Genomic DNA, 22,060 nt, shown 5'->3' with positions numbered 1-22,060 from the left:
GCGCAGGCGCGGCGGGACGCGCGCCGGAGGTACCGTCCAGCCCTATGACGCGAGGTGCCGATCGGCCGCACCGGACCGGTCGGCCCGCAGCTTCCCTTCCGGTGCCCGTGTCGTTGCTGGACCGGTCGCGGACCCGGGTCGGCGAGACGCCTGCCGAGAGCCTCCGGGCCACGGTCGACCGCGCCCGCCGCGCCGAGGAGCTCGGGTTCCGTCGCTTCTGGGTGGCGGAGCACCACGCGGTCCCGGGGATCGCGAGCGGGAGCCCTCCGGTCCTCGTCGCGGAGATCGCGGCGCGGACCAGCCGGATCCGAGTGGGCTCCGGCGGGGTCATGCTCTCGAACCACCGCCCGCTCGTCGTCGCGGAGCAGGCGCGGATGCTCGCCGCGCTCCACCCGGGTCGGATCGATCTCGGTGTCGGACGCTCGCTCGGCTTCACGGCACCCGTTCGCGAGGCCCTCGGCGTGAGCAGCTACGGCCAGGACCGGTTCGCCCGGGATCTCGCGGACCTCCAGTCCTTCCTCGGCGACTCCGGGCCGGTGACCGCCATGCCCCGTGACGTGCCGGCGCCGCCGATCTTCGTCCTGGCCACCGGCGCAGGGCTCGCCGTCGCCGCCGAGCGGGGCCTGCCCGTCGTCGTCGGCGGACCGGTGCTCGCCGGAGACCTCGCGCCGCTCGGCGACTACCGACGCCGGTTCCGACCGAACGCCGCCTGCCCGGAGCCGCGGGTGATCATCAGCCTGGACATCGCGATTGCGAGCACGACGGCGCGGGCGCGCGAGCTCGTGCTCCCGGAGGCGTACGCGATGGCCGAGTCCCGTGCGACCGGCGTGTTCGGACCGTTGCGCCCCGAGCCGCCGGAGCGGCTCACCGCCAAGCAGGAGCTCGTCGTGGAGCAGCAGCTGAGTCAGTCCGTCTACGGCACGGCCGCGGAGGTGGCCGACCAGCTCGGCGAGCTCGTGGCTCGGACGGGCGCCGCGGAGGTCCTCGCCTCCACCTCCACCTACGACCGTGCGGCGCTCGCCGAGGCCGACGCCGCGCTGGCGGCCCTCGATCCGGCGTGAAACGGCGTGGGCGCGCCCCTGGGCGGTGCGACGATGGGTCGATGGCGACGTCGGACCCCGCGACCTGGGCCAGCCTCACCCATGACTGGACCGCTACCGTGGACCGTCGCCATCTCGACGCGATCCGCGCCGATCCGCGCGCCTACGCTCCCGGCGGAGCGCTCCACCTCGTGCTGGACCCCGACCTGGTGCCGTCGTCGGCCATGACCGCTGACCTGCTCCGCCGTGTGGCGGTCGTTCCGTGGCTCGGCGGCGAGGTCGGTACGGAGCAGACGCGGCGACGTCGTGCGGGTCAGGGATCCGGCCCCGCTCAGTAGGGGGCCGCGAGCATCGCCTCCTCAGGCAGAACCGGCGAGCCGCCCCATCGCGCTCATCACGTTCAGCACCAGCCACGTCCCCAGGTACACCCCGACGACCGCGAGCCAGCTCCAACGCTTCGGGCGGAAGAACGCGACGAGGGAGACGAGCAGCCACGGGAAGAGCGCCGAGCCGAAGGCGGCGCCGATGCTGCGCGCCGACATGACCCCGAGCGCGGCCTGGGCGAGCATCACGGCCAACCAGACCGCGCCGGCGACGATCCCGACCCTGCCGAAGATCGTCCTGTTGGCGCGCTGCCCGTCGCCCGGCTCGGGGAGCCACAGCTGCCAGCCGGCGGGCGGCGGGCCCCATGCGGGATCGGGGCGCCAGTCGGGTGCCGGCGCCCAGCCGGGCGGTGGGGCGGGCCAGTTCGGGGGGGCGTTGTAGCGAGGCATGGGCAGGACCGTAGCCCCGTGTCGCCGCTGCGCGCCGAGGTTGTCCCCAGGCCGACCTCGGTCACCCGATCCGTTGCAGGAACCTCGCCTGAACCGGCTGCGCGCCAGTTCTCCTCCTTGCGACGAAGGTCAAGGCCGCGCCATAGCTCAGGCAGGAAACGGCTGAATCCGAATCCGCAAAGCGCAAAGTTTCGTCCTGCTCGCCAGGGCAGTACGTGGCATGGTGGGGGACATGAAGACGCTCATCATCGCGCTGCTCGTCGCCTGGCTCCTGCTGTCGCTGCTGGGGGCCCTGGTCGAGGGCCTGCTGTGGCTACTGGTGATCGGCCTCGTCCTGCTGGCAGCAACCGCCGCGTATGGGTGGTTCAAGCTGCGCCACCACTCCGACCGCACATGAAGCGAGGCATCGGCCGCCCCTCGCCGGTGGGTGCCTGACCCTCGCGAAAACGCGCCGTCGTCGACGGGCCCAGATGCATCCACTCACGCGAGGGACAGAAACAGCTTCTCCAGCCTCGCGACGTCGAGCGTCGGCGCCTCGTCCGCGCTCTCCGGCTGGGTGAGGCACTGCCTCATGCCGGAGGCGATGATGGCGAACCCGGCCCTGTCGAGGGCACGGGAGACGGCGGAGAGCTGGGTGACGACGTCCTCACAGCTCTCGCCCTCGTCGAGCATGCGGATGACGGCGGTGAGCTGCCCCTGGGCGCGCTTCAGCCGGTTGCTGACCTTGCTCATCTCCCCGGGATCAAGTTCCACGAGGTCCTCCTTCGGTTGTCGGTCGGCCCGCGGTGGGACGCAACCGGTCGTTCAGGCGCCGCTGACCGCCTCGAGCGCGGCGCGCAGTCGCGCGGCGGCGTCGTCCGCGACCGCACGCAGGTCGGCATTGTCGGTGACCTCGACCATCACAGCAGGGTCGAGCGCCGCGACGACGACGCGTCCTTCGCCGCCGTCACGGACGACGACGTTGCAGGGCAGGAGCAGGCCGATGTTCTCCTCGGCGCGGAGCGCCGCGTGCGCGAGCGGCGGGTTGCAGGCGCCGAGGACGACCTGGCGGGCGACGTCGACGTCGAGCTTGGCCTTGAGGGTCGCAGCGAGGTCGAACTCGGTGAGGACGCCGAACCCTTGCTCGGCGAGGGCTGCCCGGACTGCCTCCACGATGTCGTCGAAGCCGCCCGTGACGGTGGTGCTGATGCCGTAGCTCATGACTGTCTCCTTGCTCAGCGGCGGACGGGCCCGCCCGCGGCCTGCCAGGCGTTGATGCCGCCGGACAGGCTGGTGGCCTGCAGGCCGAGGGCGCGCAGCTGCGTGGCCGCGGTGCGCGAGCGCATGCCTGAGGCGCACATGACGACGACCGGCGCGTCCTTCTTCAGGCGGCGGGGTGCGTCCGAGACGTCGCCGAGCGGGACGTGGACGGCCTGGGGTGCGTGGCCGACGTTCCACTCGGCACGCTCGCGCACGTCGAGCAGGCTGGCGCCGTCGCGGACGAGCTGGACGGCGGTCGGGCCGTTCACCGTCGACGGGAACGTCGCGTCGTCGGTCCGGCCGAAGATGCGACCAAGGGTGTCGCGGAGGCTCATGTCGGGGCTCCTCCGAGGGGGTGGTGCGGGTTTCGCGCTCGATCGCGGTGACTCGGCCAGCTGTCCGCACGTCCACCGCCAGAGCCGGGCGCGGCGGCGCTCATGCCGCCGGCGGCCCGACCGACGACGCCGATGCGCCGGACCGCAGGAGTGCGGGGTCAAGTGGGAGCGGGCACTGTCCGACGATACCCCAGGGGGTATGTACCGGCAAACGGGTGCGGACTGTGGCGGTCATCACGCCACGCAGAGGCAGACGTCCTGCTGCGTCGCGACGGGGGTTGCGAGCCGGAGCCACGAGCGCCCGCCCGCCCTCAGGGTGTTCTCAGGATGTCGGGGCAAGAGTGGTGCGTGGAGGAGGTACCTGATGCGTGTGCTGATGGTCGAGGACGAGGTGCGGCTCGCCGACACGGTGCGCCGCGGCCTGGCGGCCGAGGGGTTCAACGTCGACGTGGTCCACGACGGCGTGGAGGGGCTGTGGCGGGCCACGGAGAACGCCTACGACGTGATCGTGCTGGACATCATGGTGCCCGGTCTGAACGGGTACAAGGTGTGCGAGCGGCTGCGGGCGGCGGGCGTGTGGACCCCGGTGCTGATGCTGACGGCCAAGGACGGCGAGTACGACCAGGCCGACGCCTTCGACCTGGGTGCCGACGACTACCTGACCAAGCCGTTCTCGTTCGTCGTCCTGGTCGCGCGGCTGCGGGCGCTGATCCGTCGGGGGGCTCCCGAGCGCCCGGTGGTCCTGTCCGCGGGGGACCTCTCGCTGGACCCGGCCCGCCGTCGGGTCGAGCGGGGCGGGCACGAGGTGACGCTCACCCCGCGGGAGTTCGGGTTGCTGGAGTTCCTGCTGCGCCACCGCGGTGACGTGGTCAGCAAGACCGAGATCCTCGAGGGGGTGTGGGACGCCCACTACGACGGGGACCCGAACGTGGTGGAGGTCTACGTGGGGTACCTGCGCCGCAAGATCGATCTTCCCTACGGCCGCCGGGCGATCGAGACCGTCCGCGGTGTGGGCTACCGCCTGGCCCACGACGGCGGCTGACTCGGCTGAACCGCTGACTCGGCTGAACCGCTGACTCGGCTGAACCGCTGATCAGACGTCGGCGGGCTGCGCAGGGATGGACAGACGCAGCCGGGCGCCGATGGCGCTGTCGGTGACCGTGACGGTGCCGCCGTGAGCGGTGACGATCTCCCGGACGATGGCCAGGCCCAGCCCGCTGCCGCCGCGGGCGCGTTCGCGGCTCTCGTCGAGGCGCACGAACCGGTCGAACACCCGCTCGCGGTCCGCCCGCGGGATGCCGGGCCCGTCGTCGCTGATCTCGATCACGGCGTCGCTGCCGTGGCGGCCCAGGGCCAGATCCACCTGCGTCGTGGCGTGGCGGGTGGCGTTGTCGACCAGGTTGCGCACCGCCTGGGCCAGCTGGTGGCGGTCGCCGAGCACGCGCACGGCCGCGATCTGAGCGGTGACCTGGAGCCCGGTGGTGGCGCGGACGCGGGTCGCCTCCGCCGCGAGGAGGTCGTCGAGGTCGACCTCGCGCCGGTCCGGGAGCAGTCCGCGTTCGTCGGCGCGGGCGAGCAGCAGCAGGTCGTTGATCAGGCGTTCGAGCCGGCGCGTCTCGGCCAGGGTCCCGGCCGCGACCACGGCGGGGTCGGTGTCGGCCTGGCCGGGGTGGGCCAGGGCGATCTCGGCGGTGGCCCTCAGGGTCGCGACAGGGCTGCGCAGCTCGTGGCTGGCGTCGGCGACGAACTGCCGCTGAGACCGTTGCGCGGCTTCGAGCCGGTCGAGCATCTCATTCATCGTGACCGCGAGCCGGGCCACCTCGTCGCGGGCGGCCGGGACCGGGACCCGTTCGGTGAGCTCGCGCCCGCCGATGCCCGCGACCTTGGCGCGGATGGCCTCGACCGGGCGCAGCGACCGGCCCACGAACCAGAAGGTGGCCGAGCCCACGACCACCAGCAGGATCGGGTACCCGACGGCCACCAGGGCCGCCACCGCCTGGATGCTGTCCTCGACCGGCCCCAGGGACTGCCCGACGATGACCGTGTACACGCCCTCATCGGTGCCGACGGCGGCGACGACCAGCCGGAACCGGTCTTCCTCCTCGACCGGGATCTGCCGGTCCTCGCGCACGAGGTCACCAGGTCGGGGGCGGGCCGGGCTCAGCGGCCCTTCGCCGTCGATGTCGTCGCTGGCGGCCACGACCGTGCCGTCCGGGGCGAGGACCTGCACCATCGAGGCCTGGGTGGAGACGGCCGTGACCGCTGCCGTCAGCGCCTCGACCACATCGTCTCCCGCGCGGTCCAGGCCACCGGGAGGGACGAGGGCGGCGAGCTCGTGCGCCCGGGTGGTGGCCGCGGAGTCGATCCCGGCCACCAGGGAGCGTTGCAGCAGCACCACCAGCGTCGCGCCGGCCACCGCCAGGGCCAGCGCCACGACGAGCGTCGCAGCGAGCGTGGAGCGTGCGCGCACGCCCAGGTGGCGTTGCCACCAGGGCGCCACCGGATCGGCGGCCGCCTCCGGACCGGCGGCCGGCCTCGTCGCGGCTCGTGAGTCATGCGCCCGTGAGGTCGGGGACTGAGGCACCCGCCAAGGGTAGGAGTCCGCTCCTGGGGATCCGCTGAGCGGCGCGTGCCCGGCACGGCGCGACCGGGTCCGGACGCCCACCGGGCTGAAGGTGACGGGCGTGAGCGCTCGCCCTGAGAGGCTCTCAGGTTCTCTCAGAGGTGCCACAGCCCGGTCCCCGCAGTGTGTGGTCACGTCGGACAGGTCCATCACCAGGTGGTCCGCGACACGAGCGAGGAGCAACCGATCATGAACTCCACCACCAAGCGGACGGTCGCCGTCGGCGCACTGGTCACCGGGCTCGCCATGGGCGGCGCGGGGATCGCCATGGCCGCCAGCGACCCGGCGCCCGCCCGGGCCCCCGGCGCCAGCACCGCGGCGAACCCCAACGCCGGGTCCGGCACCGAGGAGAACGAGGCGCCCGGGACCGAGCAGGACGACGCCACCGAGGACGAGGACGGCGCCCAGGACCCGTCCTTCACGGGCACCGTCCCCGCCCCCCCGGACGGCGAGGACGGGACCGAGACCGACGACGACGCTGCAGGCGAGGCGCAGGAGGCCAGGGTCCTGGAGCCGCTGGCCACCACCACGGCGCAGGAGGCTGCCGCAGCCGCCACCGCCGCGGTGCCCGGCACCGCCGGTGCGGTGGAGCTGGAGAACGAGAACGGCTACGTCGTCTACAACGTCGAGGTGTCCAGCCCCGACGGGACCACCGTCCAGGTCAAGGTCGACGCCGGCAACGGCAGCGTCCTGGCCCAGGAGGCGGACAACGACACCGAGACCAACGACGGCTGACACCGCCCGCCGTCAACCACCAGCGGTACCCCAATGGCGAGAGCGCAGCCCCCAGCGCTCTCGCCACCGGTCGCGTGCGGCGACGCTGCGGCGCGCCCGAGGTCGCTGACGCGCCGTGGTGACCGGGCCGGTGCCGGGAAGTGCTCCCCTCGCGGGGCTCACCCTGCGACACGGCCCCGTGGCGCCGCACGCCGACCCGCTGACGTCACGTTTGACGTGACCCTCGTTCCTCTCGTTCACTTTCGTGTCATGGATGATCCGAGCAGTCCCAGCGCCCACCGTCGCCGGCCGACCGCGGGGGTGGGCGCCTGATGGACCAGGACACGCTGTTCAACATCGGCCTGGTCCTGCTGTTCATCCTGGTCGGCGGCGTCTTCGCCGGTACCGAGATCGCGCTGGTCTCCCTGCGGGAGAGCCAGATCAACCGCCTGGAGAACCGGGGATCTCGCGGCGCGCGAGTCGCCTCCGTGGCACGGGACCCCAACCGCTTCCTCGCAGCGGTCCAGATCGGGGTGACCGTGGCGGGGTTCTTCTCCGCCGCCTACGGCGCCTCCACCTTGGCACCGGACTTCGTCCCGGTCCTCGAAGGTGCCGGTCTGTCCACCGGCCTGGCACAGGCCATCTCGCTGATCGGCCTGACCCTCGTCATCGCCTACCTGTCGCTGGTCCTGGGGGAGCTGGTCCCCAAGAGGTTCGCCCTGCAACGGTCGCAAGGCGTCGCGCTGCTGGTCGGGCCTGCCCTGGACCGGTTCGCCACCCTGATGCGCCCGGTGGTGTGGATGCTGTCGATCTCCACCAACGCCGTCGTCCGCCTGCTCGGGGGAGACCCCACCGCCAAGTCCGAGGCGATGACCGAGGAAGAGCTGCGCGACATCGTCGTCGCCCACGAAGGCCTCAGCGAGGACGAACGGCGCATCGTCGGTGACGTCTTCGACGCCGCCGACCGGTCCCTCAGCGAGGTGATGCGCCCCCGCGGTGAGGTGACCTTCATGGACGGCGACACCCCGGTCAGCCAGGCCCTGGAGACGGTCCGGAGTCGCCCCTACTCCCGCTACCCGGTCATCGGGGAGGACTTCGACGACGTCATCGGCCTGCTGCACGTCCGCGACCTGCTCGACGCAGCCCCCACCACGCCCGTGCGCGACCTCACCCGCGCCGTGCTGCACCTACCCTCCACCGCGCACCTCCTGCCCACCCTGTCCCAGATGCGCCGCGAAGGCCGCCACCTGGCCGTGGTCCTCGACGAGTACGGCGGCACCGACGGCATCGTCACCCTCGAAGACCTGGTCGAGGAGCTCATCGGAGACATCCGCGACGAGTACGACGCGGTCGAGCCGACCCTGGCGCCCTCGACAGACGGAACCATGACCGTCGACGCCGGCCTCACCATCGAGCACTTCGCCGATCGGACCGGTGTCGAGCTGGAAGACGGGCCCTACGAAACCGCCGCCGGGTACGTCATCAGCCGCCTCGGCCGAGTCGCCCGCGTCGGAGACACGGTCACGGTCGCGGACCACGAGCTGGTCGTCACCGAGACCGACGGCAACCGCCTGCTCCGCCTCCAGGTCATCCCACCGGAGCAGATGAACCCCGACACGGACGCCGAGGCTACGAACCAGGACACGAACAACGGGCAGCCGCCCGAGGCATGACCGTCAGGGCGGCGCACGCTGCGCTCTCCCGTGGCCCGACGACCGCTGCCCCTCAGGGCGACACACGCGCCGCGAGGAAGACCGGCACCGTCACCATGACAGCCGCGTGCCGCGAACCGCGCCCACGACCGCCGGCACCGCGCGAGTCGCCTGACCTCGCTCGTACCGTCGCACCCATCCGGCAACCCCCAAGGACGACGCCCAGGCGCCCGCGCTGTCTCCTGGCGACCGAGGCTCCGCTTGTGCCGGGCTTCGTCTCACCTTCGTGTCCGGATCCTCCGCCGACGCTCGTGAGCCGGCCACAGGCGGCGGGGTGCTGATCAGATGTACCGGCAGATCGTGCCGGGGGCGCAGGTCGCCGGGTCGATCGTGTCCACGGAGTCGCGCAGTCCGGCGACGGTGTCGCGCAGCGCGTGCAGGTCGGCGATCTGACGGTCGAGGGCGGTCAGGTGGGCGTCGAGCAGGTCGTGAACGTGCTCACAGGGGGCGAGGCCGCGGTCGCGGACGTCGAGCACTCCGCGCACCTGCGCCAACGTCAGGCCGGCGGCCTGGCCGCGACGGATGAAGTCCAGACGCGACAACGCTTCGGGTGGGTAGTCGCGGTAACCACCGGCGGTGCGTCCCGGAGCCGGGATCAGCCCGGCTTGCTCGTAGTAGCGCAGCGTCTTGGTGGTGGTGCCGCTGGCCTGCGCGAGTTCCCCGATGAGCACGTCGCCTCTCCTCCCGCACCCGGGTCGGTTGACCTTCCACTGCACTGGAAGGACCAGTGTGGTCGTCGACCGCGGCCGAAGCGAGAGCGAGGAGTTCCACATGGGCGAGGACTACGACGTCGATCTTGCCGTGGTGGGCTCGGGCGGCGCGGCGATGTCCGCAGCCATCACCGCGAGCCAGGCCGGCAGGTCGGTCGTGCTCATCGAGCGCGGCATCCTCGGTGGCACGTGCGTGAACATCGGCTGCGTGCCGTCCAAGACGCTGCTGGCCGCCGCTGCCGCCCGCCACTCGGCAGCGGCCCACCCGTTCCTCGGCGTACCCACGTCGGCCGGCACGGTGGATCTCGGTGCGCTCGTCCGGCACAAGGACGAGCTCGTCGAGCGCCTGCGGGGAGCGAAGTACGCCGACGTCGCCGCCGCCTACGGGTTCGAGGTCGTGCCCGGGCAGGCGAGATTCCTGGACGAAGGCACCCTGGCTGTCGACGGCCGGCCACTTCGAGCCCGGGCCTACCTGGTGGCCACCGGCTCCCAACCGACGATCCCGAACCTGCCCGGTCTGGATCGGGTCGACTGGCTGACCTCGACCACCGCCATGGAGCTCGAGGAACTGCCGGAGTCGTTGGTGGTGATCGGTGGCGGTGACGTCGGCATGGAGCAGGCGCAGTTGTTCGCCCACCTCGGCGCCCGGGTCTCGTTGGTGGGGCGCCTGGCCCCGCAGGCCGAGCTCGAGCTGGCGAACAGTCTGCGGCGCGTCTTCGCCGACGACGGCATCACCGTGGTCGAGGAGCACGCCACCACCGTTTCCACCGAGGCGGGGGAGGAGGTCGTGGTCACCACGGCGTCAGGACACGACGTGCGAGGTGCGCGCCTGCTCGCAGCCACCGGCCGCACCGCACGCACCGACGGGCTCGACCTGGGCGCGGCAGGGGTGAGGCTCGATGAGCGAGGCTTCATCGTCACCGACGAGTTCCAGCGCACCACCAACCCCCGGGTGTACGCCGCCGGTGATGTGTCCGGCGCGCCGCAGTACGTCTACGTCGCCGCTGCCGGCGGGCGGGTCGCCGCGATCAACGCCCTGGCCGACGGCGCTTCTGCACCCAGCGCCCGCGTGGACTGCACCGGACTGCCAGCCGTGGTCTTCACCAGCCCCCAGCTCGCCTCGGCCGGACTGAGCGAGGAGGAAGCCCTCGAACGTGGCCACGCCTGCGAGTGTCGCGTGCTCGATCTCTCGGACGTCCCCCGGGCCCTGGTCAACCGCGACACCCGCGGCGCCGTCAAGCTCATCGCGGACGCAACCACCGGACGAGTTCTCGGCGTCCACGCCCTGGCCGACAACGCCGGAGAGATGATGCTCGCCGCCACCTACGCCATCAAGGCCGGCATGACCGTCGACGACCTCGCCGACACCTGGGCGCCCTACCTCACCATGGCCGAGAGCCTGCGCATCGCCGCCGGCCTCTTCCGCAACCAGATGCCCACCTCCTGCTGCGCCTGACCCCCGAGCACCCGACAGTCGACCATCCGTGGCCGACCCGCGCGGCAGTCCTCCACGCGGCAGTCCTCCACGGGGCAATCCTCCACGCGGCAGATCCGTGCGACTCGCGACCCGCTGACGACAGAGGGGTGCACCAACGACGACGTGGTCGTGAACCGGCACGAGGGAATGAATGCGGGCCGACCGAGGTTGAGTCAGACAGGCTCAAGTCTGGCGCGGTGAACTTGCGCGTCGGGGGTCATCGACGCAGACTTGAGCGCAGCAGGCTCAAGACAGAACGTGAACCCCGCGGCAGCGCGTCGTCGGGCACTGGTATCACCGGAGGAAAACACCATGGCACGAGCGGTCGGAATCGACCTGGGCACCACCAACTCGGTGGTCTCCGTCCTCGAGGGCGGGGAGCCCACCGTCATCGCGAACGCCGAGGGCGCACGCACGACGCCGTCGGTCGTCGCGTTCTCGAAGACCGGCGAGGTCCTCGTCGGTGAGGTCGCCAAGCGCCAGGCGGTCACGAACGTCGACCGGACGATCAGCTCGGTCAAGCGTCACATGGGCACCGACTGGTCGGTCGCGATCGACGACAAGAAGTACTCGGCGCAGGAGATCTCGGCTCGCGTCCTGGGCAAGCTCAAGCGCGACGCCGAGGAGTACCTGGGCGAGCCCGTCACCGACGCGGTCATCACCGTCCCGGCGTACTTCAACGACGCCGAGCGCCAGGCCACCAAGGACGCCGGCCAGATCGCCGGCCTCAACGTGCTGCGCATCGTCAACGAGCCGACGGCCGCCGCCCTCGCCTACGGGCTCGACAAGGGCAAGGAGGACGAGCTCATCCTCGTCTTCGACCTCGGTGGTGGCACGTTCGACGTCTCGCTCCTCGAGGTGGGCAAGGACGAGGACGACTTCTCGACCATCCAGGTCCGCGCCACGTCCGGCGACAACCGGCTCGGTGGCGACGACTGGGACAACCGCGTCGTGGAGCACCTCATCAAGCAGGTCAAGAACTCGACCGGCGTCGACCTGTCGAAGGACAAGATCGCGCTCCAGCGACTGCGCGAGGCGGCCGAGCAGGCCAAGAAGGAGCTCTCGTCCGCGACGAGCACCAACATCTCGATGCAGTACCTCTCGATGAGCGAGAACGGCCCGATCCACCTGGACGAGAAGCTCACGCGCGCCCAGTTCCAGCAGATGACGTCGGACCTCCTGGACCGCACCAAGGCGCCGTTCCACAACGTCATCCGGGACGCGGGCGTCAGCCTGTCCGACATCCACCACGTGGTCCTCGTCGGCGGCTCGACCCGCATGCCCGCTGTCGCCGACCTGGTGCGCGAGCTGACCGGTGGCAAGGAGCCCAACAAGGGCGTCAACCCGGACGAGGTCGTCGCCGTGGGTGCGGCGCTCCAGGCCGGTGTCATCAAGGGTGAGCGCAAGGACGTGCTGCTCATCGACGTCACCCCGCTGAGCCTCGGCATCGAGACCAAGGGCGGCGTGATGACCAAGCTGATCGAGCGCAACACGGCCATCCCGACCAAGCGGAGCGAGATCTTCTCGACGGCGGACGACAACCAGCCGTCGGTCCTGATCCAGGTGTTCCAGGGCGAGCGCGAGTTCGCGCGGGACAACAAGCCGCTCGGCACGTTCGAGCTCACCGGCATCGCGCCGGCCCCGCGCGGCGTCCCGCAGATCGAGGTGACGTTCGACATCGACGCGAACGGCATCGTGCACGTGTCCGCCAAGGACCGCGGCACGAACAAGGAGCAGTCGATGACGATCACCGGCGGCTCCGCGCTGCCGAAGGACGAGATCGACCGCATGGTCAAGGAGGCCGAGGCGCACGCCGCGGAGGACAAGGCCCGCCGCGAGGAGGCCGAGACCCGCAACTCGGCCGAGCAGCTCGTCTACTCGACCGAGAAGCTCCTGACCGACAACGCGGACAAGCTCCCGGAGGACGTCACGACCGAGGTCCGCGCGGCCGTCACCGAGCTCCGCACGGCGCTCGAGGGCGACGACGTCGAGGCGGTCAAGTCGAAGCAGGCGGCCCTCGTGACCGCCAGCCAGAAGATCGGCGAGGCGCTCTACAGCTCGAGCCAGGCCGAGCAGACGGCGCCCGCGTCGTCCGACGGCGGGTCGTCCGACGGTGAGCCGTCGCCGGCCCCGGAGGACGACGACATCGTCGACGCCGAGATCGTGGACGACGAGGACGCGAAGAAGTGACCGAGCACCCCGTGACCGGGGCCGACGGGGCGGAGCTGCCCGATCCCGCCGGCAACCCCGAGGAGGCCCCCCGAGTGACCGACAAGCGACGGATCGACCCGGAGACCGGGCGGCTGCGCGACCCGGGTGCCGACGCGGCGCCGGGCGGCCAGGGCGGTGCAGTCGGCTCGGCCGGTGCTGCCGGTGCTGCCGGTGCTGCCGGTGCTGCCGGCTCGGCCGGTGCTGCCGGCTCGACGCCCGACGCCGAGGCCGACCCGCTCGCCGGGCTCGACTTCGAGCCGGGCACGGCCGACGCCGAGCTCATCGCGGTTCACGCGCTCGCCGAGGAGCGGCTCACCGACCTCCAGCGGCTGCAGGCCGAGTACGTCAACTACCGCAAGCGCGTCGAGCGCGACCGGTCGGTGGCGCGCGAGCAGGCGGTCCAGGACGTCGTCGAGGCGTTGATCCCGACGCTCGACGACCTCGACGCGGCGCACCGGCACGGCGAGCTCGAGGGCACGCCCTTCGGGGCGATCGCCGAGAAGCTCGAGGCGACGCTGGGGCGGTTCGGCTACGAGCGGTACGGCACGGTCGGCGAGCCGTTCGACCCGCAGGTGCACGAGGCGCTCATGCACCAGCAGTCCGACGACGTCACCGAGCCGACCGTGTCGATGGTCATGCAGCCGGGCTACCGGGTCGGGTCGCGAATCCTGCGCGCGGCGCGCGTGGCGGTCTCCGACCCCGACGCCTGACCCTGACCCCGACGCAGCACCTGCAGCGTCCGCACTCCGTGGTGCCAGGGCCCCACGGAGTGCGGACGTCCCGGGTTCACGAGACGAGCAGAGAGGAGGCGCGATGACCGGCCAGGACTGGTTGGAGAAGGACTTCTACGCCGTGCTCGGCGTCTCCAAGACCGCCGACGCGGGCGAGATCAAGAAGGCGTACCGCAAGCTCGCGCGCACGCTGCACCCCGACCACAACCCCGGCGACGCCAAGGCCGAGGCGCGTTTCAAGGAGGTCGGGGAGGCGTACGCGGTGCTCTCCGACCCGGAGCAGCGCACGCAGTACGACCAGCTGCGCGCAATGGCGGGTGGCGCGCGGTTCTCGGCCGGGCCGGGCGGCGCGGGCGGCCAGAGCGCGGGGTTCGAGGACCTCTTCGGAGGCCTGTTCGGTGCCGGGGCGCCCGGCGGGACCCGCGTCCGGTACACGCAGCCGGGGGCCGGCGGCGCCGGGTTCGAGGACATCCTCGGCGGGCTGTTCGGCGGGGCGGGCGCCGGCGCCGGTGCGGGCTTCCGTCAGCCGCGCCCCGGGATCGACCTCGCCGCCACGACGACACTCCCGTTCCGCCAGGCGGTGCAGGGCTCGACCGTGTCGCTCGGCGTCGAGGGACGCACGGTCACGGCCCGGATACCCGCCGGCGTGCACGACGGCCAGAAGATCCGGCTGCGCGGCAAGGGACGGGCGAGCGAGCCGGGCGGTGAGCCGGGCGATCTCGTGGTCACCGTGCGCGTGACGCCCCACCCCGTCTACGCGCTCGAGGGCAACAACCTCCGCATGACCCTGCCCGTCACGTTCGACGAGGCGGCGCTGGGCGCCACCGTCCCCGTGCCCACCTTCGACGGGGAGACCGTGCGGCTGCGCATCCCCGAGGGGACGCCGTCGGGCCGGGTGCTGCGGGCCAAGGGCAAGGGCATCACGACGAGCAAGGGCACCGGCGACCTGCTCGTCACGCTGCAGGTCGTCGTGCCGCAGAAGCTCACGTCCGCCGCGCGCGAGGCGGTCGAGGCGTTCCGCGCGGCGACGTCGGGCCAGGACCCGCGCGCCGATCTCGTGGCGCGGGCGCGCGAGTAGGGGGTGGTGGCATGCGGTTCACCGTCCGCGAGGCGCAGTCCGTGCCGGACGAAGCCCAGGTCCTGGTGATCTCGGTCGCCGCCGAGCTCGCCGGCATGCACCCGCAGACGCTCCGGCAGTACGACCGGCTCGGCCTGGTCTCGCCGTCGCGCGCACGGGGACGTGGCCGGCGCTACTCCCTGCGCGACGTCGCGACCTTGCGCGAGGTGCAGCGCCTCTCGCAGGAGGAGGGCGTCAACCTCGCGGGCATCAAGCGGATCCTCGAGCTCGAGGCCGAGGTCGTGCGGCTGCGCGCCCAGGTCGAGGTGCTGCGTGCGCTCGCCGAGCCGGGGCGGCGCGTGTTCACCGCCGGACCGGAGGGCGAGGTCGTGGCGGTGCCGCGCGGCCAGCGGGGCTCACGCCCGAGCCGCCCGAGCCGCCCGACGGCGTCGGGCGCGCTGGTGCTCTGGCGTCCCCGGTCGCAGTAGGTCACACCCCCCTGCGAGTTGTCAGGCGTAGGGCGGTCTCTGGTGTGCCCTGGGTCTGACAAGTCCGCGGGCCGTGCCGTACGTCACCCGCTCGGCCGTGGCGCGGCGCCGCTCCGGCGTGGTGCCGGTCACCGTCGCGCATGGGTTCGTCCCGAATTGCACCGGTGTAAATCACATGGGTGAAACACCACATCTAGGGGTGGCGCGATCGAGGGCTACTAGGTGTAGTGTCTGGGCAACGGCGCGGCCACATCGCGCAAAGGGACTACCGACCAGCCGGAAACCGGCCGCTGACCAGCGCAGACCAGTGGGGGAACGATGAGCATCACCGTGTACAGCAAGCCGGCCTGCGTCCAGTGCACGGCGACGTACCGCGCGCTCGACAAGAACGAGCTCGAGTACACGATCGTGGACATCAGCTCCGACGCCGAGGCGCGCGAGTTCGTCATGGGCCTCGGGCACCTGCAGGCCCCCGTCGTCGTGGCCGACGGCGACCACTGGTCGGGCTACCGGCCGGACAAGATCGCGGCGCTCACCGAGCGGGTCGCCGTCGCCGTCGCCTGAGCCGGGCGGCGCGCGCGGTGCTCTGACCGCACACCGCACCACCGCACGCCGCACCACCGCACACCGCACCACCGCACACCGCTCCACCGCACACCGCTCCACGTCGGGAAGGCCGCGTCATGTCGTCGTTGGTCTACTTCTCGAGCACCTCCGAGAACACCCACCGGTTCGTCCAGCGGCTCGGGGCGCCCGCGCGGCGCATCCCGCTCCGCCCGGCCGACGGGTTTCTCCGGGTCGACGAGCCCTACGTGCTCATGGTCCCGACGTACGGCGGCGGCAACGAGGGCGGCGCCGTACCCCGGCAGGTCGTGAAGTTCCTGAACGACGAGCACAACCGGTCGTTGCTGCGGGGCGTCATCGCCGCCGGCAACACCAACTTCGGCGAGGCGTACTGCATCGCCGGATCGATCATCTCCGCCAAGTGCACGGTGCCGTACCTGTACGGCTTCGAGCTCTTGGGCACACCAGAGGACGTCCACCGCGTCCGCGAGGGATTGGGACAGTTTTGGCACCCACAGCGACAGCGACAGATTCCGGCGTAGACGCGGGGCTGGACTACCACGCCCTGAACGCGATGCTCAACCTCTACGGGCCCGACGGCGAGATCCAGTTCGACAAGGACCGCGCCGCCGCGCGGCAGTACTTCCTGCAGCACGTCAACCAGAACACGGTGTTCTTCCACAACCTGCAGGAGAAGCTCGACTACCTCGTCGAGAACAAGTACTACGAGCCCGAGATCCTCGCGAAGTACGACCCGAGCTTCGTCAAGACGCTCTTCGAGTACGCGTACTCGAAGAAGTTCCGGTTCCAGACGTTCTTGGGCGCGTTCAAGTACTACACCTCGTACACGCTCAAGACGTTCGACGGGAAGCGCTACCTCGAGCGCTTCGAGGACCGCGTCTGCATGGTCGCGCTCACGCTCGCCGACGGCAACGAGAGCTTCGCGCTGAGCATGGTCGACGAGATCATCGCCGGCCGCTTCCAGCCCGCGACCCCGACGTTCCTCAACTCGGGCAAGGCGCAGCGCGGCGAGGCCGTCTCCTGCTTCCTGCTCCGCATCGAGGACAACATGGAGTCGATCGCGCGCGGCATCAACTCCGCGCTGCAGCTCTCCAAGCGCGGCGGCGGCGTCGCACTCCTGCTCTCGAACATCCGCGAGCACGGCGCGCCGATCAAGCACATCGAGAACCAGTCGTCCGGCGTCATCCCCGTGATGAAGCTGCTCGAGGACTCCTTCTCGTACGCCAACCAGCTCGGCGCGCGCCAGGGCGCCGGCGCGGTGTACCTGCACGCGCACCACCCGGACATCTACCGGTTCCTCGACACCAAGCGCGAGAACGCCGACGAGAAGATCCGCATCAAGACGCTCTCGCTCGGCGTCGTGATCCCGGACATCACGTTCGAGCTCGCCCGGAACAATGAGCCGATGTACCTGTTCTCCCCGTACGACGTCGAGCGCGTGTACGGCACGGCGTTCGCGGACATCAACGTCTCCGAGAAGTACCACGAGATGGTCGAGGACTCGCGGATCCGCAAGACCAAGATCAACGCGCGCGAGTTCTTCCAGACGCTCGCCGAGATCCAGTTCGAGTCCGGCTACCCCTACGTCATGTTCGAGGACACGGTGAACCGCGCGAACCCGATCGCCGGCAAGGTCACGCACTCGAACCTGTGCTCCGAGATCCTCCAGGTCTCCACGCCGTCGACGTTCAACGAGGACCTGTCCTACAGCCACGTCGGCAAGGACATCTCGTGCAACCTCGGCTCGATGAACATCGCCCTGGCGATGGACTCGCCCGACTTCGCCCGCACGGTCGAGACGGCGATCCGGGCGCTCACCGCCGTGTCCGACCAGACGAGCATCGAGTCGGTCCCGTCGGTCAAGCGCGCGAACGAGGGCGGTCACGCCATCGGGCTCGGCCAGATGAACCTGCACGGGTACCTCGCCCGCGAGCGTGTCCACTACGGGTCCGAGGAGGGCCTCGACTTCACGAACCTCTACTTCTACACGGTGGCGTACCACGCGATCCGCGCCTCCAACCGCCTCGCGATCGAGCGCGGCCGGGCGTTCGAGGGCTTCGAGGACTCGACGTACGCGACGGGGGAGTACTTCGCCAAGTACGTCGACCAGGCGTGGGAGCCGACGACGGCACGCGTGCGCGAGCTGTTCGACGAGGCCGGTGTCGCGATCCCCACGCAGGACGACTGGCGGGAGCTCGCGGACTCCGTCCGCACGCACGGCATCTACAACATGTACCTCCAGGCCGTTCCGCCGACCGGCTCGATCTCCTACATCAACAACTCGACGTCGTCGATCCACCCCGTCGCGTCGAAGATCGAGATCCGCAAGGAGGGCAAGATCGGGCGCGTCTACTACCCGGCGCCGTTCCTCACGAACGACAACCTGGAGTACTACCAGGACGCGTACGAGATCGGCTACGAGAAGATCATCGACACGTACGCCGTCGCCACGCAGCACGTCGACCAGGGCCTGTCGTTGACGCTGTTCTTCAAGGACACCGCCACGACGCGGGACATCAACCGGGCCCAGATCTACGCGTGGCGCAAGGGCATCAAGACGCTGTACTACATCCGCCTGCGCCAGATGGCGCTCGAGGGCACCGAGGTCGAGGGCTGCGTCTCGTGCATGCTCTGAGCGCCCTCGCCCCCGCACGCACCCCGAAGATAGGTCTGTCATGAGTGAGAAGCTGAAGCTGGTCAGCCGGGTCTCGGCGATCAACTGGAACCGGGTCGAGGACGACAAGGACGCCGAGGTCTGGGACCGGCTCGTCGGGAACTTCTGGCTGCCCGAGAAGGTGCCGGTGTCGAACGACATCCCGTCGTGGGGCACCCTGACGCCGGTCGAGAAGGAGCTCACGACCCGCGTCTTCACGGGCCTGACGCTGCTCGACACGATCCAGGGCACCGTCGGCGCCGTCTCGCTCATCCCCGACGCGATCACGCCGCACGAGGAGGCGGTGTACACGAACATCGCATTCATGGAGTCGGTGCACGCGAAGTCGTACTCGTCGATCTTCTCGACGCTCAACACGACGCAGGAGATCGACGACGCGTTCCGGTGGTCGGAGGAGAACCACAACCTCCAGCGCAAGGCCGCGATCGTCATGGAGTACTACCGCGGCGACGACCCGCTCAAGCGGAAGGTCGCGAGCACGCTGCTCGAGTCGTTCCTCTTCTACTCCGGGTTCTACCTGCCCATGTACTGGTCGAGCCGCGCCAAGCTCACCAACACGGCCGACCTCATCCGCCTGATCATCCGAGACGAGGCCGTGCACGGGTACTACATCGGCTACAAGTTCCAGAAGGGCGTCGAGAAGCTCACGGCGGCGGAGCAGCAGGAGATCAAGGACTACACGTTCGAGATGCTCTTCGAGCTGTACGACAACGAGGTGGAGTACACGCAGGACCTGTACGACGGCGTCGGCCTCACCGAGGACGTCAAGAAGTTCCTGCGTTACAACGCCAACAAGGCGCTGATGAACCTCGGCTACGAGGGGCTGTTCCCCAAGGACGAGACGCAGGTCAACCCGGCGATCCTCTCGGCCCTGTCGCCCAACGCGGACGAGAACCACGACTTCTTCTCGGGGTCGGGCTCGTCCTACGTCATCGGCAAGGCCGTCAACACCGAGGACGAGGACTGGGAGTTCTGACCGGATCCTCCACGGCGTCGAGGAGCCTCCGCTCCGGTTCCCTCCGGGTCACCGAAGCGGGGGCTGCGCCGTGCCAGGTCAGCGTGCGCCGTCGCCGATGAGCCCCTCGGGCGCGTAGTGCCGCACCAGCTCGGCGGCCGGCTCGACCAGCGCGCGCTCCTCGGAGACCAGCGACGGGTCGGCGAGCCGCGCCTGCACGGCGGCGTCGAGCTGCGCCACGGGATCGCCGTGCGTGACGGCGAGGAAGGCCGCCAGCATCGCCCGGGCCGCGCGCGAGTAGTCGCCCTCGGAGTCGGCGGCGACCTCGCCCAGGATCACGGCGCTCACCGCGATGTCGAGGTCGGGCGGGCCCGTGCGCGCGTGGGTCCAGTCGATGAGGGCCGGTCCGTGGCTCTCGCTCAGCACGATGTTGCCCGGGTGCACGTCGAGGTGGACGACGACGTCGCCCTCGGGGGTCCCCTCGGGGGCAGGAACCGCGTGGAGCCGGGCGTGCAGGTCGGCCATGATGTCCGCGCCGTCCTTCACGCTGAGCTCACCGGCGGCCAGCGCCTGCAGGAGCGAGGGCCCGTGCAGCCGTTCCATCACGAGGTCGCGGTGGTCCGCCTCGAACACCTCGGGCGCGGGGAACCCGTGCGCCACGACGTGCCGCAGGAGACGGGCTTCGCGTGCGACGTCGGCCTGGACGCCTTCGTGGTTCCGGCGCAGGAGCCGGTCGTCGTCGAGCAGGTAGATGTCGGCCGATCCCCCTGCCGCGAGCAGCGGCCCGGGACCCCCGTCTGCGTCGGTCGCTCCGTGGGTCGTCATGCGACGACGTTAGCGTCGCCTCCCAGGGTTGTCCCGCTCGCGTGCCCGCGACTCAGCGGGCCAGGTGCGAGAGGAGCTCGACCAGCCGCGCGTGCGTCGGCGGCAGCGACTCGACCCAGACCCGTGGCGGCTGGCGCACGAGGGTCTCGACCCCGAGCCGCCGGGCGTGCGACGTGAGCCGGTCGCGGAGGGCGGTCGCGCGGGTGCCCAGCTCGGCGTCGCGCTCCACCAGCAGCAGGAAGACGCCCTCGCCGAGGGACGCCATCGGCTGCCCGTCGCCGTAGCTCTGGACGAGGGCCTGCCCGACGACGGCGGACCGCGCGATCCGCGCCCAGGGGTCGCGCATCCCGACCGCGACGTCGACCACGAGGAGCGCGTGCCGGTCGCCCGCACGCTCGCCGCGCCGCGCGGCGACGCCGTACGTCTCCGCGAGCCGGACCCGCAGGTACTCAACCGTCGGCAGGCCGGTCTCGGGGTCGACGCACTGCGCGTTCACCGGGACGGCGTCCTGCGCTGCGGCCCAGCCGTCGCACAGCGCCCGGACCACGTCGAGCGAGGGGCCCTCGAGGCGCAACGAGCGGTAGAGGCACGCCAGGTCGTCGATCGACTCGCCGATGCCGACCCCGCACTCGCTGCGGACCTCACCGAGCCGACCGGCCGCAGGGACGGGATCGGCGCCGGCGAGGAGCGCCTCGAGCACGGCGTCGACGGCCGGGTGGTACCAGTCGTCCGGGCGCAGCCACACCGACGCAGCGCTCGCGCTGCGCCACTGCTCGCGCGCATGCACGGGCAGCATGGCCGCCGGCCCGTCGAAGGACGTCACAGTTCAAGAGAGTGCCGAGGGTGCCCCCCATGACGCGGGTGCACGGGGGGATTCTTCCCCCGTTCCGCCGCGACGTGATCCATGACACCCTGGGGCGCGGGTGCCCGGGGTGGGCGCCCTTGGGGGATGGCTACGTGGACAGCAGGACGGACCTCTGGAGCGAAGTCTCCAGTGACGCCGAGCTGATCACGGCCGCCCGCGCGGGTGATCCGGCCGCCTTCGGCGCCCTCTACGAGCGGCATGCGGCCGCCGGGCGCACGGTGGCGCGCCAGTACGTGGCCAACGGGCCCGACGCCGAGGACGTGGTGGCGGACGCGTTCGCCCGGGTCTTCGCGAAGGTTCGCGAGGGTGGCGGCCCGGACGTCGCGTTCCGTGCCTACCTGTTCACGGTCGTGCGCAGACTGGCCTTCGCGGGAGTGCGGAGCGGTCGCCGTGTCGCCCCGACGGACGACCTCGACGTGCTCGAGGCGGGCTCCGAGTGGGCGCCGCCGGTCGAGGACCCGACGATCGCGGGGTTCGAGCGGGGCGTCGTCGCGAGGGCCTACGCCTCGTTGCCCGAGCGGTGGCAGGCGGTGCTCTGGTACACGGAGATCGAGCGGCTCCAGCCCGCCCAGATCGCCCCGCTGCTCGGACTCTCGCCGAACGGGGTCGCGGCCCTCTCGTACCGCGCTCGGGAGGCGCTCCGACAGGCCTACCTCCAGCAGCATCTCGCGGCGCCCCGCAGCGACGGCTGCCGCGTCGTCAACGGCAAGCTCGGCTCCTACGTGCGAGGCGGCCTCGCCAAGCGCGAGACGGCGCAGGTGCGCGCCCACCTCCAGGAGTGCGGAGACTGCCGGGCCCTCGTGCTCGAGCTCGGTGACGTGAACCACGGGATGCGCGCGGTGATCGCCCCCCTCGTGCTCGGGCTGGCCGGTCTGGGCGCTCTCGCGCAACCGCTGCCCGTCGGCGGTATCGCAGCCTGGGGCGCCGGGACGGCCGCAGCTGTCGGGTCCGCTGCGGGCGCGAGCGCGGCCGTGGGCGGCGGCGTCGCCGGGGGAGCGGCCTCGGGGGTGACGGCGCTCGGTGCGGGCGCGGGCGCCGGCGCGGGG

The 22,060-nt window shown here is 71.3% G+C and carries 24 protein-coding genes; 16 read left to right on the top strand and 8 right to left on the bottom strand.

The features are described from left to right. Positions 1 to 107 precede the first annotated feature (107 nt). Complete coding sequence (locus HIR71_RS13585) at positions 108 to 1,061, top strand: MsnO8 family LLM class oxidoreductase (protein WP_311836284.1); 954 nt, start codon at positions 108 to 110, stop codon at positions 1,059 to 1,061. A gap of 41 nt (positions 1,062 to 1,102) precedes the next feature. Then, entirely contained in the window at positions 1,103 to 1,378 is a 276-nt protein-coding gene (locus HIR71_RS13580) for a hypothetical protein (RefSeq protein WP_169325601.1), read from the top strand. A 21-nt stretch (positions 1,379 to 1,399) separates the two neighbouring features. Here the strand turns inward: HIR71_RS13580 and HIR71_RS16505 are convergent, their stop codons facing one another. Then, a complete protein-coding gene (locus HIR71_RS16505; protein WP_211374206.1) occupies positions 1,400 to 1,813 on the bottom strand; it encodes a hypothetical protein in 414 nt (137 codons plus the stop codon). A 232-nt stretch (positions 1,814 to 2,045) separates the two neighbouring features. Here HIR71_RS16505 and HIR71_RS13570 point away from each other — a divergent pair, with 232 nt between their 5' ends. Continuing rightward, a complete protein-coding gene (locus HIR71_RS13570; RefSeq protein WP_169325600.1) occupies positions 2,046 to 2,210 on the top strand; it encodes a hypothetical protein in 165 nt (54 codons plus the stop codon). Positions 2,211 to 2,293: 83 nt separating this feature from the next. Here the strand turns inward: HIR71_RS13570 and HIR71_RS13565 are convergent, their stop codons facing one another. From HIR71_RS13565 to HIR71_RS13555, 3 genes are read right to left on the bottom strand one after another with little or no spacing between them, the layout of a single operon-like run. Next, positions 2,294 to 2,566, bottom strand: a complete 273-nt coding sequence (locus tag HIR71_RS13565) for a metal-sensitive transcriptional regulator (protein ID WP_169325599.1) — start codon at positions 2,564 to 2,566, stop codon at positions 2,294 to 2,296. A gap of 51 nt (positions 2,567 to 2,617) precedes the next feature. Next, the gene (locus HIR71_RS13560) at positions 2,618 to 3,013 is read right to left on the bottom strand and encodes a DUF302 domain-containing protein (RefSeq protein ID WP_169325598.1); all 396 of its coding nucleotides are present in this window, start codon (positions 3,011 to 3,013) and stop codon (positions 2,618 to 2,620) included. Between the two features lie 14 nt (positions 3,014 to 3,027). Beyond that, positions 3,028 to 3,387: a rhodanese-like domain-containing protein gene (locus tag HIR71_RS13555; protein WP_169325597.1), complete on the bottom strand. Its 360-nt coding sequence runs from the start codon at positions 3,385 to 3,387 to the stop codon at positions 3,028 to 3,030. Positions 3,388 to 3,751: 364 nt separating this feature from the next. Here HIR71_RS13555 and HIR71_RS13550 point away from each other — a divergent pair, with 364 nt between their 5' ends. After that, complete coding sequence (locus HIR71_RS13550; protein WP_169325596.1) at positions 3,752 to 4,429, top strand: response regulator transcription factor; 678 nt, start codon at positions 3,752 to 3,754, stop codon at positions 4,427 to 4,429. Between the two features lie 51 nt (positions 4,430 to 4,480). On the opposite strand, the gene HIR71_RS13545 is transcribed toward HIR71_RS13550, so the two are convergent. Continuing rightward, positions 4,481 to 5,857, bottom strand: coding sequence for a sensor histidine kinase (locus HIR71_RS13545; RefSeq protein WP_211374203.1), 1,377 nt, complete (start codon positions 5,855 to 5,857; stop codon positions 4,481 to 4,483). A 342-nt stretch (positions 5,858 to 6,199) separates the two neighbouring features. Here HIR71_RS13545 and HIR71_RS13540 point away from each other — a divergent pair, with 342 nt between their 5' ends. Together HIR71_RS13540 and HIR71_RS13535 are read left to right on the top strand one after the other, a co-directional pair. After that, positions 6,200 to 6,745: a PepSY domain-containing protein gene (locus tag HIR71_RS13540; protein ID WP_169325595.1), complete on the top strand. Its 546-nt coding sequence runs from the start codon at positions 6,200 to 6,202 to the stop codon at positions 6,743 to 6,745. 311 nt (positions 6,746 to 7,056) lie between these two features. Next, positions 7,057 to 8,397 carry a hemolysin family protein gene (locus HIR71_RS13535; protein WP_169325594.1) on the top strand — a complete coding sequence of 447 codons (1,341 nt, stop codon included), beginning with the start codon at positions 7,057 to 7,059 and terminating at the stop codon, positions 8,395 to 8,397. A gap of 320 nt (positions 8,398 to 8,717) precedes the next feature. Here HIR71_RS13535 and HIR71_RS13530 read toward each other — a convergent pair whose 3' ends face one another. Beyond that, the gene (locus tag HIR71_RS13530) at positions 8,718 to 9,107 is read right to left on the bottom strand and encodes a heavy metal-responsive transcriptional regulator (RefSeq protein ID WP_169325593.1); all 390 of its coding nucleotides are present in this window, start codon (positions 9,105 to 9,107) and stop codon (positions 8,718 to 8,720) included. A 100-nt stretch (positions 9,108 to 9,207) separates the two neighbouring features. Here HIR71_RS13530 and merA point away from each other — a divergent pair, with 100 nt between their 5' ends. From merA to nrdF, 9 genes are all read left to right on the top strand, one after another. Further along, complete coding sequence (merA, locus tag HIR71_RS13525) at positions 9,208 to 10,602, top strand: mercury(II) reductase (RefSeq protein ID WP_169325592.1); 1,395 nt, start codon at positions 9,208 to 9,210, stop codon at positions 10,600 to 10,602. A 333-nt stretch (positions 10,603 to 10,935) separates the two neighbouring features. Then, the gene (dnaK, locus tag HIR71_RS13520; protein ID WP_169325591.1) at positions 10,936 to 12,813 is read left to right on the top strand and encodes a molecular chaperone DnaK; all 1,878 of its coding nucleotides are present in this window, start codon (positions 10,936 to 10,938) and stop codon (positions 12,811 to 12,813) included. After that, positions 12,810 to 13,544, top strand: coding sequence for a nucleotide exchange factor GrpE (locus tag HIR71_RS13515; RefSeq protein WP_311836283.1), 735 nt, complete (start codon positions 12,810 to 12,812; stop codon positions 13,542 to 13,544). The genes dnaK and HIR71_RS13515 overlap by 4 nt, the downstream gene beginning before the upstream one ends. A gap of 103 nt (positions 13,545 to 13,647) precedes the next feature. Next, on the top strand, positions 13,648 to 14,643 hold the full coding sequence (locus HIR71_RS13510) for a DnaJ C-terminal domain-containing protein (RefSeq protein WP_169325590.1): 996 nt from the start codon (positions 13,648 to 13,650) through the stop codon (positions 14,641 to 14,643). Positions 14,644 to 14,654: 11 nt separating this feature from the next. Further along, a complete protein-coding gene (locus tag HIR71_RS13505; protein ID WP_169325589.1) occupies positions 14,655 to 15,110 on the top strand; it encodes a heat shock protein transcriptional repressor HspR in 456 nt (151 codons plus the stop codon). Between the two features lie 318 nt (positions 15,111 to 15,428). Then, the gene (nrdH, locus tag HIR71_RS13500) at positions 15,429 to 15,674 is read left to right on the top strand and encodes a glutaredoxin-like protein NrdH (protein ID WP_169325588.1); all 246 of its coding nucleotides are present in this window, start codon (positions 15,429 to 15,431) and stop codon (positions 15,672 to 15,674) included. Positions 15,675 to 15,793: 119 nt separating this feature from the next. Next, entirely contained in the window at positions 15,794 to 16,216 is a 423-nt protein-coding gene (gene nrdI, locus HIR71_RS13495) for a class Ib ribonucleoside-diphosphate reductase assembly flavoprotein NrdI (protein WP_169325587.1), read from the top strand. After that, positions 16,168 to 18,330, top strand: a complete 2,163-nt coding sequence (gene nrdE / locus HIR71_RS13490) for a class 1b ribonucleoside-diphosphate reductase subunit alpha (protein WP_169325615.1) — start codon at positions 16,168 to 16,170, stop codon at positions 18,328 to 18,330. The genes nrdI and nrdE overlap by 49 nt, the downstream gene beginning before the upstream one ends. A 40-nt stretch (positions 18,331 to 18,370) precedes the next feature. Further along, on the top strand, positions 18,371 to 19,345 hold the full coding sequence (gene nrdF / locus HIR71_RS13485; protein ID WP_211374200.1) for a class 1b ribonucleoside-diphosphate reductase subunit beta: 975 nt from the start codon (positions 18,371 to 18,373) through the stop codon (positions 19,343 to 19,345). 78 nt (positions 19,346 to 19,423) lie between these two features. Here nrdF and HIR71_RS13480 read toward each other — a convergent pair whose 3' ends face one another. Both HIR71_RS13480 and HIR71_RS13475 read right to left on the bottom strand, forming a co-directional pair. Further along, entirely contained in the window at positions 19,424 to 20,149 is a 726-nt protein-coding gene (locus tag HIR71_RS13480) for a phosphotransferase (RefSeq protein ID WP_169325586.1), read from the bottom strand. Between the two features lie 52 nt (positions 20,150 to 20,201). Next, a complete protein-coding gene (locus HIR71_RS13475) occupies positions 20,202 to 20,972 on the bottom strand; it encodes a hypothetical protein (RefSeq protein ID WP_311836282.1) in 771 nt (256 codons plus the stop codon). Positions 20,973 to 21,106: 134 nt separating this feature from the next. Between HIR71_RS13475 and HIR71_RS13470 the strand changes: the two genes are divergently transcribed. Further along, positions 21,107 to 22,060: sigma-70 family RNA polymerase sigma factor (locus HIR71_RS13470; RefSeq protein ID WP_169325585.1), on the top strand; the 954-nt coding region annotated here is incomplete at its 3' end.

This window comes from Cellulomonas fimi (genome assembly GCF_012952065.1).
Lineage (GTDB): Bacteria > Actinomycetota > Actinomycetes > Actinomycetales > Cellulomonadaceae > Pengzhenrongella > Pengzhenrongella fimi_A.
The sequence above is the reverse complement of the archived record's forward strand: the minus strand, read 5'-3'. Positions and strand labels throughout refer to the sequence as shown.

Excerpts from the sequence above, each read along its gene's own strand:
- HIR71_RS13580 (WP_169325601.1), top strand. The coding sequence starts at position 1,103 with ATGGCGACGTCGGACCCCGCGACCTGGGCCAGCCTCACCCATGACTGG.
- HIR71_RS16505 (WP_211374206.1), bottom strand. The coding sequence starts at position 1,813 with ATGCCTCGCTACAACGCCCCCCCGAACTGGCCCGCCCCACCGCCCGGC.
- HIR71_RS13570 (WP_169325600.1), top strand. The coding sequence starts at position 2,046 with ATGAAGACGCTCATCATCGCGCTGCTCGTCGCCTGGCTCCTGCTGTCG.
- HIR71_RS13560 (WP_169325598.1), bottom strand. The coding sequence starts at position 3,013 with ATGAGCTACGGCATCAGCACCACCGTCACGGGCGGCTTCGACGACATC.
- HIR71_RS13555 (WP_169325597.1), bottom strand. The coding sequence starts at position 3,387 with ATGAGCCTCCGCGACACCCTTGGTCGCATCTTCGGCCGGACCGACGAC.
- HIR71_RS13550 (WP_169325596.1), top strand. The coding sequence starts at position 3,752 with ATGCGTGTGCTGATGGTCGAGGACGAGGTGCGGCTCGCCGACACGGTG.
- HIR71_RS13540 (WP_169325595.1), top strand. The coding sequence starts at position 6,200 with ATGAACTCCACCACCAAGCGGACGGTCGCCGTCGGCGCACTGGTCACC.
- HIR71_RS13535 (WP_169325594.1), top strand. The coding sequence starts at position 7,057 with ATGGACCAGGACACGCTGTTCAACATCGGCCTGGTCCTGCTGTTCATC.
- merA (WP_169325592.1), top strand. The coding sequence starts at position 9,208 with ATGGGCGAGGACTACGACGTCGATCTTGCCGTGGTGGGCTCGGGCGGC.
- dnaK (WP_169325591.1), top strand. The coding sequence starts at position 10,936 with ATGGCACGAGCGGTCGGAATCGACCTGGGCACCACCAACTCGGTGGTC.
- HIR71_RS13510 (WP_169325590.1), top strand. The coding sequence starts at position 13,648 with ATGACCGGCCAGGACTGGTTGGAGAAGGACTTCTACGCCGTGCTCGGC.
- HIR71_RS13505 (WP_169325589.1), top strand. The coding sequence starts at position 14,655 with ATGCGGTTCACCGTCCGCGAGGCGCAGTCCGTGCCGGACGAAGCCCAG.
- nrdH (WP_169325588.1), top strand. The coding sequence starts at position 15,429 with ATGAGCATCACCGTGTACAGCAAGCCGGCCTGCGTCCAGTGCACGGCG.
- nrdI (WP_169325587.1), top strand. The coding sequence starts at position 15,794 with ATGTCGTCGTTGGTCTACTTCTCGAGCACCTCCGAGAACACCCACCGG.
- nrdF (WP_211374200.1), top strand. The coding sequence starts at position 18,371 with ATGAGTGAGAAGCTGAAGCTGGTCAGCCGGGTCTCGGCGATCAACTGG.
- HIR71_RS13480 (WP_169325586.1), bottom strand. The coding sequence starts at position 20,149 with ATGACGACCCACGGAGCGACCGACGCAGACGGGGGTCCCGGGCCGCTG.